This window comes from Psychrobacter sp. AOP30-A2-5, from assembly GCF_052378115.1.
GTDB lineage: Bacteria > Pseudomonadota > Gammaproteobacteria > Pseudomonadales > Moraxellaceae > Psychrobacter.
Map to the genome: position 1 here is coordinate 25584 of NZ_JBQSXK010000018.1, position 11555 is coordinate 37138.

The window sequence follows — 11555 nt, forward strand, 5'->3', positions numbered from 1 at the left end:
GAATATCAATGAAAATTACTGAAGAAATTAGCGTTGGCAATGACCTGCCTTTTGTACTGTTTGGCGGTATCAACGTTATTGAATCAAGAGATCTTGCTCTAAAAACATGTGAGGCTTACGTAGAGATTACTCAAAAGCTTGGCATACCTTATGTATTTAAAGCCAGCTTCGATAAAGCCAATAGATCTTCGATCCATTCTTTCCGTGGGCCAGGATTAGATGAAGGGTTGAAGATTTTACAAGAAGTAAAAGAAACCTTTGGTGTGCCGATTATTTCAGATGTACATGAAATAGCTCAGTGTCAGCCAGCTGCTGAAGTTATTGATATTTTACAACTGCCCGCATTTTTGGCGCGTCAAACTGATTTGGTTAAAGCCTTAGCAGAGACTGGTCGTCCGATTAATATTAAAAAACCACAGTTTCTAAGCCCAGAGCAGATGAAAAATATTATCAATAAGTTTCATGAAATGGGTAATGATAAACTCATGCTTTGTGAACGTGGTAGCTGTTTTGGTTACGATAATCTGGTCGTCGATATGTTGGGATTAGGCGTAATGAAGCGCATTAGTAATAATGCGCCTATTATCTTTGATGTGACGCACGCACTACAAACCAGAAGCTCAGGTAGTGATGCATCAGGAGGTCGTAGAGATCAAATTATAGAGTTGGCTCGTTCAGGTATGGCTGCCGGACTTGCAGGACTGTTCTTAGAGGCGCACCCCAATCCTAGTGAAGCTAAATGCGATGGACCAAGTGCATTGCCGCTAGATAAATTAGAGCCATTTTTACAACAGATGAAGCAGGTAGATGATTTAATTAAGTCATTACCAAGCATTGATATTCAGTAAATATATAAAGGTGTATTAGATGGACTCTGTTGCTATTATTATCCCTGCACGTTATGCGTCTTCACGGTTTCCTGGTAAGCCACTTGCTGATATTTTGGGTAAACCGATGATTCAGCATGTATATGAGAAAGCTCAATCAGTCAAAAATGCTGAAGTAATAGTAGCAACAGATGATGAGAGGATACTTGAGACAGTTGTAAATTTTGGCGGTGAAGGAATACTGACTGCTTCAACTCATATTTCAGGTACTGATAGGCTCGTGGAAGTTATGAGTAAGGTAGACGCTGATTTATATATCAATTTACAAGGTGATGAACCCTTAGTACGTTCTGATGATATTGAAATGTTGATTAACGCCATGCGTAGCGATGAGTCAATTGAAGTTGGAACGATTTATCACTCTATCAGCGCACAGCAGGCTAAAGATTCCAATACTGTTAAAGTGGTCACATCACATAGCGGTCGTGCGTGTTATTTTAGTCGTTCTCCGATACCTTTTATTCGAAACAACGATGTACAAATTAATTATAAGCAGCACGTTGGTGTATATGCTTATCGAAAGTCTGTTCTAGAACGATATGCGCAATTGCCTGAATCTAATATCGAATCAGCAGAGCAATTAGAACAGTTAAGATTATTAGACAGTGACATAGATATTTATGCATTTGAAGTAATGAAGACAGGGCCTGGTGTAGATACTCCTGAGGACCTTCAAAAGGTAATCGCTATTCTTCAAGGTAAGCAGCCAGCGAGTGAAAAGTCTTTACTCTCCAATATCGAACTTGTTATTACTGATATTGATGGCGTATTAACAGATGGTGGTATTTACTATGATGAACATGGTGAATGTATGAAGCGCTTTCATGTACGTGATGGTTTGGGTATCAAGCTATTGCAACAGGCAGGTATTCAAGTAGCTGTACTATCAGGTAAAGACTCTAAACCTTTGAGGAAGAGAATCTCTGACTTGGGTATCGATATTTTTATGCTAGGTATTAAAAATAAAGAAATGGCTTGTCAAGAGATCATTCAACGTGCAAATACTATCAAAGCCAATACGGTATATATTGGTGACGACACCATTGATTTACCGGCTTTCATCAGTTGTGGTGTTGCCGTGGCTGTCGCTGACGCTCCTGAATACGTAAAAGCTAAATGTGATTTAGTGACAGATACCAAGGGTGGTTTTGGTGCTTTGCGTGAAATAGCTGATAAAATTTTGATTGAGCAAGGTAAATCTAAATTGATAGAAGATCCTGCTGCATTTCTCAAAATTCATGCCAACGTAACACAGTGATTTTTTTGACTATATAAGTAGCATAATAGAAAGTACTGATGTTTGATGCTCTCTGTTTGACAAAGGCTTTCATAAAAAGGTCGGCCTAATACGGTGACCTTTTTGCCTCTTAATAAAGCTTCAAAGCCACCTAATGACGTAATCGTATAAACATGATCAATTGTCTCTAGTGCGTCGACCAAGTGAATAGACTGTGTAAGGATCAGACAATCTAGCTTAGTAAGTGTGCTAACAATGTCAGGGTTGTCTAGCGTCATTGGATGTGGTTTGACGATGATTTGGGCGTCAGGATTTTCTTTAATTGCTTTATTCACGACATCTAATAAAGTAATACCGTCACCGCCGCCATATTTCAACGAGTCATCATATGGCACTTGCCCTAAGACTAAGATACGTTCTTTATTTTTAGTACCATATAGTGGTGCAACATCGACATAAGATTGATGATTGTATTTGCTCACTCTATGCGACACATAATAATCAAGCATCTCTTGTGCTAGTGTCTCATCATAGCCATCCTGCTCAAAATCAAAATTGGCGATGAGATCAGTCAGATCATTTGGGCGAGTCGTATCAAAGTAGGGTGCTTGACTATCCATCACAATAGATAATGGTGGCGCATTACTTTCATCTTCGGGTCCTGAACGGACAAAACCATCTTCTAAAAAGAAGATATCAAGCTCTTGCTCGCGTATATACTCAATAAAATAATCAGGCGCTTTATAACCCCAAATATAAATAACAGGGTTTACACGTTTTATAAATGGCTTTAGCCAGATAGCAAAGTAGCGCTTATCAAAGTGCCGTTGTATTTGAATATGGGATGACTCAAACACCCAATCACCAACCAAATCTTGCCATGGCAGCATGCCAACAACTAACGCTAAACGCTGTTTTGGCTGACGATTATGTTTATAATAACCTGATAATAGTGGTCGAATATAAGCATTAAATTTCATAATATGATTGTGGCTTAGATTGATAGTAGAAAATCAGAGATCCATGATTAGGGTGTTTACGTTGGTAATCCTTCATCGTTCCCAGTATAGTTGCATTTACGAGTAAAAACGAATACCTACTTCGAAAAATAATAGCTTTTGGATATAATGGGTTGATATTATGAATAAAAAAATACTAGTCACGGGTGGTGCGGGCTATATTGGCACACACACCTGTATCGCACTGCATGAAGCTGGTTATGAGATTGTAGTTTACGACAACTTATCTAATAGTAGTCGTGAAGCAATCAATCGTGTCTCAAATCTCATTGGTCAGCCTATTGAGTTTATCGAAGGCGATATTCGCGATGCTGAGTCACTTAAACAAGTATTTTCATCTCATCATTTCTTCGGCGTGATTCACTTCGCTGGACTAAAAGCGGTTGGCGAATCTGTCGCCAAGCCATTGCTATACTACAATAACAACGTCAGTGGTACGATTACCTTACTAGAAGTAATGGTAGAGTATGATGTCAAAAACCTCATTTTTTCTTCCTCTGCGACTGTTTATGGTGATCCCGAATCGCTACCTATCGATGAGAATTCACCGCGTTCTTGTACAAACCCTTATGGACAAAGCAAACTTGCCGTCGAGCATATCTTAGAAGATCTTGCTGTATCGGATTATAGTTGGAACCTGATATCTCTTAGATACTTTAATCCAGTAGGGGCACATCTGTCAGGGCAGATTGGCGAAGACCCGAATGATATCCCAAATAATTTGATGCCTTATATCTCGCAAGTCGCTGTTGGTAAGCTTGCCAAACTTAATATTTTTGGTAATGACTATCCAACTACTGATGGTACTGGCGTGCGTGATTTTATCCATGTCACTGACTTGGCAACAGGTCACGTTGCTGCGCTGAATTATTTAGAAGGTCAAATAAATACAGGAAAAAGAGATTCAGTAGGATTTTTACCTATTAATTTAGGAACAGGTAAAGGCACTTCTGTATTAGAGTTAGTAACAGCATTTTCTAAAGTTTATGGACAACCAATTCCGTATCAATTTACAGATCGCCGAGTTGGAGATATTGCTAGTTGCTATGCCAGTGCTGATAAAGCGAAAAACCTGTTAGAGTGGCAAGCAAAATTATCAATTACTGAGATGTGCCAAGATAGCTGGCGTTGGCAAAGTATGAATCCGAATGGCTATAATCTAGCTTAGTTTTTATAAAATATAACCTTTATCTTATTCTCTTTTAATACAGTTTAAAAATTATGAAAAAAATCACCCACGCCGTTATCCCTGTTGCAGGCTTTGGTACTCGTATGTTGCCATTGTCTAAAGCTGTACCAAAAGAGCTATTGCCACTTGGTAATCGTCCCGCTATTCACTATGTGGTTGAAGAGGCAATTGCTGCTGGTATTAAGCATATTGTCTTGGTTGGTCATGCACAAAAGAGCGCGATTGAAAACTACTTCGATATCAATGCTGAGCTGGACAACCAGCTGCGTCATAAAGGTAAAGATGAGCTAGCCGATAGCTTAAACTGGCTACCAGACGATGTGACGGTTGCGATGATACGTCAAGGCAAGGCGTTAGGTTTAGGTCATGCGGTACTCGCGGCTCGCCCCATTATTGGTGAGCATGATTTTGCCGTATTATTGCCCGACGTTGTGCTTGATCCATTTACTGGCGATATGGCTGCTGATAACTTAGCCTTTATGATTGATGCTTTTGCTGAAGACAATCATTCACAAATATTGGTCGATAATGTTGCCGATGAAGATGTGCATAAATATGGTATTGCCAAACTGCATGAAGCGTTTAGTGAGGAGAGCAGGGAAGATGGTGAAGCAGACAGTAATGCCAGCTTCAAAGTCGCAGGATTTGTAGAAAAGCCCGATTTAGCCAATGCACCCTCAAAATTAGCAGTTGTTGGTCGTTATGTCTTTAGTAATCACATTTTTGACTATCTGGCCAATACCAAAGCCTCGGTCGGTGGTGAAATTCAGCTGACCGATGCGATTGATGCCTTGATTAGCGAATACGGCGTGAATGTCACGACCATGCGCGGCGACAGCTATGATGCAGGTGATATGCGCTCATATATGCAGGCGTTTATCTACTTTGCGCAGCAGCAATTAGCAGCAGATGAATAACTGATGGCTGAGATAAAGGGCAATAGCGCTTATAACAGTGCTCGAAACTCTACATACTGGCAGCAGCTACAAACGCTAGCAAAGCAGCCATGGTCACTGGCAGCTTTGTTTGCACAAGATGACAGTCGTGCAACGCGCTTTAGCATGCAAGCTGGCGCGCTATATATGGACTATAGCAAGCAATGTATTGACGAGCAGGTACTGGCAAGTCTGTTGCAGTTAGCAGAAAGCTGTGAATTGTCCACAAGGATTAATGCACTTATGCAAGGCGCGATGGTCAATACCAGCGAGGAGCGTGCTGCCTTGCATACAGCACTACGATTGCCAGAGTCTGCCAAACTAGACGTTGATGGGCAAAATGTCGTCGCTGATGTGCATGATAGTTTGTCGCAAGTAGCACGTTTATCTGAACGTGTCCGTAGTGGTACATGGCGCGGATTTTCTGGTAAAGCCATCACGGATGTGGTGAATATTGGCGTTGGTGGCTCTGATCTTGGCCCGCTTATGGCGACGACCGCGCTGGATGAGTGGGCAGATACCGACATTGAAGTACATTTCGTCTCTAATATGGACGGTACTCAGCTTGATAATTTGCTCAAGCACCTCAATCCTGAAACGACCTTGTTTATCATCTCGTCCAAGTCATTTGGTACGGTTGATACGTTATCTAATGCTAAGACAGCATTGTCATGGCTGCTTGCCACTGCCAAGCTGCGTGCAGGTACTGAAGACAGTGTGCTACGCCGCCACTTTATTGGTATATCTGCTAATAGTGAAAAAATGAGTGCTTGGGGTATCCATCCTGAGCATCAGCTACAGCTTTGGGAATGGGTTGGTGGGCGTTTTTCTTTATGGTCGGCGATTGGTCTTGCTATTGCTATTCGTATCGGTATAGATGGGTTTAAAGCGTTATTGGCTGGGGCTCATAGTATGGATGAGCATTTTGCCAAAGCAGATTTTGCAGAAAATTTACCAGTATTGTTGGGTTTGCTTGCTGTTTGGAACAGTACCTTTTTGCAAGTGAATGCTCATACCGTATTGCCCTATGATGGTCGTCTTAACTATTTACCAAGCTACTTAACCCAGCTTGAGATGGAGAGTAATGGTAAATCGGTCACCCAGCACGGTGATCATATTGACTACGATACCTGTCCGATTCTGTGGGGCGAGATTGGCTCTAATGCTCAGCATGCCTTTTATCAGTTGCTACATCAAGGCACACAGCAAGTCTCTTGTGACTTTATTGCTTGTGTGCGCCGCTATAGTGGTCAATCGCAAAATGCGCCATTACAGCAGCAGCATGAGCTGTCTTTGGCTAATTGTCTAGCACAGAGCCGAGTGCTAGCTTTTGGTAATGCCGCGCTCCAAGAGTCTGAGGTTCAAGTAGCTTCTGCCGCGGATAAATATAAATATTACCGTGGCAATCAGCCGTCAACGACATTGCTAATCGATGAGCTGACGCCGCATAGTTTGGGAGCGCTGATTGCGCTTTATGAGCATAAAGTCTATGTCATGGCCAGCATTTGGGATATTAATCCATTTGATCAATGGGGCGTCGAGATGGGCAAGCAAATGGCGGAGTCCGTACATCAAGCCATGCAGCAAGCAGGTGAGAGTCAGTTTGACAGCTCCACTAACCAGCTGTTAAAACACATTCAGCAGCTGTCTTGATCGTTTTGCTACTAAGTCGATAATCATTAAAGGTGAACGCATGAGCGCTGTTTCTATAAATGACAATACACCTAAATATACGCATGAATCTAAATCACAAAGCACTGCAAGCAAGCAAGTTTGTGTGCTTATTGGTCATAGCATTGAGGCCATTACTTGCGCCGTGGTGCTGGCAAGTCTCGGTCAGCGCGTGCATTTTTATGCAGATATTGAGCTATTGACGCAGCAAATACAACAATACGGCTTTGAGCATCATTTGCAAGCACTGTGGCAGATGTACGAGCAGCAGCAGGTTATTATCAGTACAGCATTACCAGCTAGCGCTGACACGTTAATACAATATTATGAAACGACAAATTTTAGTGACAGTCGTCACATCAATGAGAGCAATGAGATTAGTAAGATTGACGACCAAAGCACCGTTGCGCTGTATTGGTTGTTTTTAGACAGTATCAAGCCAGTATGGGTAGAAGCCAGCTGGATTACTGCCTTCAACCACAGCCATCAGCAGTCATTACCCGTGATTATAAGTGGCATTGAGAAACTAGGGGTTTTCTCAGCACTGGCGCAAAATTTGCAGCGCGCGTGGGTCTACTATGTGCCGTTTGTATTCTTGCAAGATGGTGATGCTTATAGCTCAATGTTAAATCCCTCACTGTGGTTGCTTGGTGAAAAAACAGCCAACAGTAGCCAGCATCTAGAAGTATTGAAGCCGTTAATGCAGCATGCGCGTGCCGCTCATCACGCTGATATCGCAACGATAGAGTTTGCCCGTAGCAGTATCATGGCGATGCTGGCGACGCGAGTGAGTTTTATGAATGAGATGTCACGCTTGGCGGACAGTCAACAGGTAGATATCAAGCAAGTCAGTCGTATCATGGGGTTAGACGCGCGGGTCGGCAGCAGTTATCTGCAAGCAGGCTGGGGCTTTGGTGGCAACACACTACCCACTGAACTGGCGAAGTTACAGCAGTCCAGCCAAACGCACAGTTTAGATATGCCGCTGCTGCAGTCAGTCATACACATCAACGAAGACCAGAAAGAGCTGATATTCCGCAAATTCTGGCAATATTTTGATGGTTTTATTGACAATAAAACGGTGATGATTTGGGGCGGTAGTTATAAATCAGGCTCAGGACGTACCTCAGGCTCAGCCATACATCCATTACTAGCGTTATTATGGTCTTATAATATTCGTACTTTGGTATATAGCGATAAAGCACAAGATGAACTTGCCATGCTTTATCAGCAGCAATCATTACTGCAATTGATTAATAATCCTTATCAGCAGCTAAGTGCCGCACAGGCGATTTTTATCATTAGTTGGTCGCCACAAGATCAACTAGATATTGCCAAGCTTAATCAACACGCGATGCCAGTATTTGATGCGCAAAATGCACTGACACGATTGCAGATCGATAATCTGGTAGGTGACTATATGGGCATTGGTCGGTCTAAATAGCTTTATTTCAGTTTTTTTGTCATCAAAAAAGCTCGTTGATAATTATCAGCGAGCTTTTTTTGGTTTTTAATCGAAATCACCCATATTAAGTCGTATTAATTTACGCTGGTATAGCACCTTGCGCTGCTAGCCACTGTTGAATCTCTCGAATTTTAATAGCTAACAACTCTTCATTGCCATGACTTTCAATATTTAATCTGATCAGTGGTTCGGTATTGGAGGCTCGCAGATTAAAGCGCCACTCGCCGAAGTTAAGACTTAAGCCATCAAGGGTTGATTTGGTCGGATTTTCGCTGCTAAATTTTTCCTCAATAGCGCTAATAATCGTTGGCGCATCATGAGTGGTGAGACGAAAATTAAGCTCGCCTGAACTTGGGTATGCTTGAATATAGCCAGTAACCAATTCTGATAAAGTCTTACCGGTGACAGACAACAGCTCGATGGTGAGCAGCCAAGGGATCATGCCGCTATCGCAATAGAAAAAGTCACGGAAATAGTGGTGCGCAGACATCTCGCCGCCATAAACAGCGCCAGAGTCACGCATGACTTGCTTAATAAATGAATGTCCAGATTTACTGATGACAGCCTTACCGTTATGTTCTTTAATCACGGCTTCAGTATTGTAAATGACCCGTGGATCGTAGACGATTGACTCATTTGGGTACTTATTCAAAAATGCTTGGGCAAGCATGCCGACGATGTAACTGCCATCAATAAATTCACCATGTTCATCGAATAAAAAGCAGCGGTCAAAATCGCCATCAAAGGCAATACCAAGGTCTGCTTTGTTTTCCAAAACAGCTTGCTGAGTCGCCACTCGATTGGCTTCAATCATAGGGTTGGGGATGCCATTGGGGAAGCTACCATCTGGTGTATGATGCAGTTTAATCACTTCAATTGGCGAACCAGCTTGTGCAAGCTTTTCAATCAATAAGTCAACTACGGGTCCCGCACTGCCATTGCCTGAGTTAATCACTAATTTAAGCGATTTGAGCTTATCGGTATCAATAAAAGTCATGACATGATTGATATAAGCGCTTTTATCAGTTAGTAATTGCAGTTTTCCTAGAGTATTAGTAGCGGTAAATTGCCCAGATTCTGCCAATGCTTGAATCTCTGCCAAACCATCATCAGCACTGATTGGTTTTGAATGTTCCTTAACCAATTTTAAGCCGTTATAGTTAATAGGATTATGGCTGGCTGTGACCTCAATACCACCCAATGCCTGATAATAACTGGTGGCAAAATAGACCTCTTCTGTACCGCTCATGCCCAAGTCAATCACGTCGATACCGGCATCTAGCATACCTTTGATAGTCGCTTGTTTTAGCTGCTCGCTTGAATGGCGAATATCGCTACCAATAACGATGGCAGGTTTTAGATTTACCATATCATTGCCATGAGCCTCAACCGCCGCACCATAACGCTGAAATAAAATCTGTGCAAAGGCACGACCAATACGGTAAGCAATGGCTTCGTTTAGATTTACCCCAAGCTCGCCACGAATATCATAAGCTTTAAATGAATCAATAATAATGGGATTAAATGCAGTTTCTGGCTGATAACGAATGGTCGCAGACGTAGACATAATGATAAAATTCCTTGCACGTGGGCAATGATAAAATAATAAAGCAGATAGCACGATTATAAGCCAATCAAGGTTCAATGATACACTAACTGCTAAATGAGTCGTACTCATGCCTGTCGCTCTGTTAGGCGATAAATATTCGACGCAATGATTAAAAAAAATATAAGAGCCTTTTTATGAGTATTCTAAAAAAACAAACCACATTACCTGAGCCTGTGCAAGGAACGCCTGTCGCCAGCGGTGAATTAGACGATTTATTGGCTTTGATGGCACGGCTACGTGTTGATTGTCCGTGGGATAAAAAACAAACCAATCACAGTCTTATTCCGTATGCCATCGAAGAAGCTTATGAGCTAGGCGAAGCGGTACAAAGTAATGACGATGAGGATATCAAAGGCGAGCTTGGTGATGTGCTACTGCAAGTGGTGTTTCATTGTCAGATGTATGAGGAGCAAGGTCGCTTTGGCATGAGTGATGTTATCACCACTTTACAAGAAAAGCTCATTCGTCGTCATCCGCATGTGTTTGAGGCTGAAACCCTTGAAGATGACACGGCGGTAAAAGCTCGTTGGGATGAGATTAAAGTGGAAGAGCAGCAAGCGCGCGCGGCACGAGGCAAACCAAAACGTCGTTTAGACAATACCAAAGCGGGCAGTGCGCTCATGCAAGCGCAAGATGTACAAAAACAGGCGTCAAAGTTAGGGTTTGACTGGGAGGGCGTTAGCGGAGCTTTTGATAAGCTAGATGAAGAGATTGCCGAGTTAAAGGCTGAATTGATAGATAAATCAAAAGATGCTGCTGAATATGACATAAGCAAAGCCAATATTAGCGATATTGAAAAAGAGCTGGGTGATTGTATGTTTGCGCTGGTCAATGTGGCGCGTAAACTCAATCTTGATGCAGAAGCAGCCACCTTAACGTGTGTGCATAAATTCAAATCACGCTTTGGTTATATTGAAGCGCAGTTAGCTGCGGCTGGCAAGCGTTTAGAAGACAGCGATATAACAGAGATGGATGCGTTATGGGAAGCGGCGAAACAACATGAACGATCGTCATGAACGCTTATCATAAGGCCTCGTTTGTTAGCTTGGTCAATATGGCTGTTTTCAGTCTAATATTGGCGGTTTTTATGTTGAACAGTGTTCAAGCTGCGCCTTGTTTTGATAATCCTCAGAGGGCTTATGAATATCTATTGGCGCAAGAAAGTGCCAAAATACAGGTACGTGACCAAGCCACCATTAATATCAATCGTGCTAGTGAAGGTGAGCTCGTTTCATTAAACGGTATCGGCAGCAGCAAAGCCCAAGCGATTATTTTATATCGTGAGATGTTTGGTGATTTTAAGACAGTGGATGAGTTAGCAAAGGTCAAAGGTATTGGTGCAAAAACGGTTGAGAAAAATCGAGGACGTTTACGCGTACAAGATTAAGGGCAGTATTTTGCTTTAATTAACCCCAATATTGACAAAATAGCACGTAAGTATCAGTCATAACACACCTACTAGGCGCAAAATTTGTTAAACTAGCAGGTACATCCGCCTGATAAACGCTGTGTTCATCAGGGGTGGTTAAAGAATACCGGCGAG

At 42.2% G+C, this 11555-nt stretch carries 10 protein-coding genes; 8 read left to right on the forward strand and 2 right to left on the reverse strand.

The annotated features are described in order from the left end of the window. Nucleotides 1-8: 8 nt before the first annotated feature. Nucleotides 9-848 carry a 3-deoxy-8-phosphooctulonate synthase gene (kdsA, locus tag ACT3S4_RS11650; RefSeq protein ID WP_444761107.1) on the forward strand — a complete coding sequence of 280 codons (840 nt, stop codon included), beginning with the start codon at nucleotides 9-11 and terminating at the stop codon, nucleotides 846-848. Nucleotides 849-867: 19 nt separating this feature from the next. Continuing rightward, on the forward strand, nucleotides 868-2145 hold the full coding sequence (gene kdsB, locus ACT3S4_RS11655; protein WP_444761108.1) for a 3-deoxy-manno-octulosonate cytidylyltransferase: 1278 nt from the start codon (nucleotides 868-870) through the stop codon (nucleotides 2143-2145). On the opposite strand, the gene ACT3S4_RS11660 is transcribed toward kdsB, so the two are convergent. Beyond that, the gene (locus tag ACT3S4_RS11660) at nucleotides 2124-3104 is read right to left on the reverse strand and encodes a capsular polysaccharide export protein, LipB/KpsS family (RefSeq protein ID WP_444761109.1); all 981 of its coding nucleotides are present in this window, start codon (nucleotides 3102-3104) and stop codon (nucleotides 2124-2126) included. The two genes, kdsB and ACT3S4_RS11660, sit on opposite strands and share 22 nt — an antisense overlap. A 160-nt stretch (nucleotides 3105-3264) precedes the next feature. On the opposite strand from ACT3S4_RS11660, the gene galE reads away from it, so the two are divergent. The 4 genes from galE to ACT3S4_RS11680 are packed head-to-tail and all read left to right on the forward strand — an operon-like array spanning nucleotide 3265 to nucleotide 8382. Next, complete coding sequence (gene galE, locus ACT3S4_RS11665) at nucleotides 3265-4311, forward strand: UDP-glucose 4-epimerase GalE (RefSeq protein WP_444761110.1); 1047 nt, start codon at nucleotides 3265-3267, stop codon at nucleotides 4309-4311. A gap of 53 nt (nucleotides 4312-4364) precedes the next feature. After that, nucleotides 4365-5249: a UTP--glucose-1-phosphate uridylyltransferase gene (locus tag ACT3S4_RS11670; protein WP_444761111.1), complete on the forward strand. Its 885-nt coding sequence runs from the start codon at nucleotides 4365-4367 to the stop codon at nucleotides 5247-5249. A 3-nt stretch (nucleotides 5250-5252) separates the two neighbouring features. Further along, nucleotides 5253-6920: a glucose-6-phosphate isomerase gene (pgi, locus tag ACT3S4_RS11675; protein ID WP_444761112.1), complete on the forward strand. Its 1668-nt coding sequence runs from the start codon at nucleotides 5253-5255 to the stop codon at nucleotides 6918-6920. A 40-nt stretch (nucleotides 6921-6960) separates the two neighbouring features. Continuing rightward, nucleotides 6961-8382, forward strand: a complete 1422-nt coding sequence (locus ACT3S4_RS11680) for a UDP-glucose/GDP-mannose dehydrogenase family protein (RefSeq protein ID WP_444761113.1) — start codon at nucleotides 6961-6963, stop codon at nucleotides 8380-8382. Between the two features lie 100 nt (nucleotides 8383-8482). On the opposite strand, the gene ACT3S4_RS11685 is transcribed toward ACT3S4_RS11680, so the two are convergent. Beyond that, on the reverse strand, nucleotides 8483-9970 hold the full coding sequence (locus ACT3S4_RS11685; protein ID WP_444761114.1) for a phosphomannomutase CpsG: 1488 nt from the start codon (nucleotides 9968-9970) through the stop codon (nucleotides 8483-8485). A gap of 176 nt (nucleotides 9971-10146) precedes the next feature. On the opposite strand from ACT3S4_RS11685, the gene mazG reads away from it, so the two are divergent. After that, nucleotides 10147-11028: a nucleoside triphosphate pyrophosphohydrolase gene (mazG, locus tag ACT3S4_RS11690; RefSeq protein WP_444761115.1), complete on the forward strand. Its 882-nt coding sequence runs from the start codon at nucleotides 10147-10149 to the stop codon at nucleotides 11026-11028. Between the two features lie 71 nt (nucleotides 11029-11099). Continuing rightward, a complete protein-coding gene (locus ACT3S4_RS11695; RefSeq protein ID WP_227694019.1) occupies nucleotides 11100-11399 on the forward strand; it encodes a ComEA family DNA-binding protein in 300 nt (99 codons plus the stop codon). Nucleotides 11400-11555 lie beyond the last annotated feature (156 nt).

Coding starts and splice junctions, on each gene's coding strand:
- ACT3S4_RS11695 (WP_227694019.1), top strand. CDS start 11,100: ATGTTGAACAGTGTTCAAGCTGCGCCTTGTTTTGATAATCCTCAGAGG.
- ACT3S4_RS11685 (WP_444761114.1), bottom strand. CDS start 9,970: ATGTCTACGTCTGCGACCATTCGTTATCAGCCAGAAACTGCATTTAAT.
- kdsB (WP_444761108.1), top strand. CDS start 868: ATGGACTCTGTTGCTATTATTATCCCTGCACGTTATGCGTCTTCACGG.
- kdsA (WP_444761107.1), top strand. CDS start 9: ATGAAAATTACTGAAGAAATTAGCGTTGGCAATGACCTGCCTTTTGTA.
- mazG (WP_444761115.1), top strand. CDS start 10,147: ATGAGTATTCTAAAAAAACAAACCACATTACCTGAGCCTGTGCAAGGA.
- ACT3S4_RS11660 (WP_444761109.1), bottom strand. CDS start 3,104: ATGAAATTTAATGCTTATATTCGACCACTATTATCAGGTTATTATAAA.
- pgi (WP_444761112.1), top strand. CDS start 5,253: ATGGCTGAGATAAAGGGCAATAGCGCTTATAACAGTGCTCGAAACTCT.
- galE (WP_444761110.1), top strand. CDS start 3,265: ATGAATAAAAAAATACTAGTCACGGGTGGTGCGGGCTATATTGGCACA.
- ACT3S4_RS11670 (WP_444761111.1), top strand. CDS start 4,365: ATGAAAAAAATCACCCACGCCGTTATCCCTGTTGCAGGCTTTGGTACT.
- ACT3S4_RS11680 (WP_444761113.1), top strand. CDS start 6,961: ATGAGCGCTGTTTCTATAAATGACAATACACCTAAATATACGCATGAA.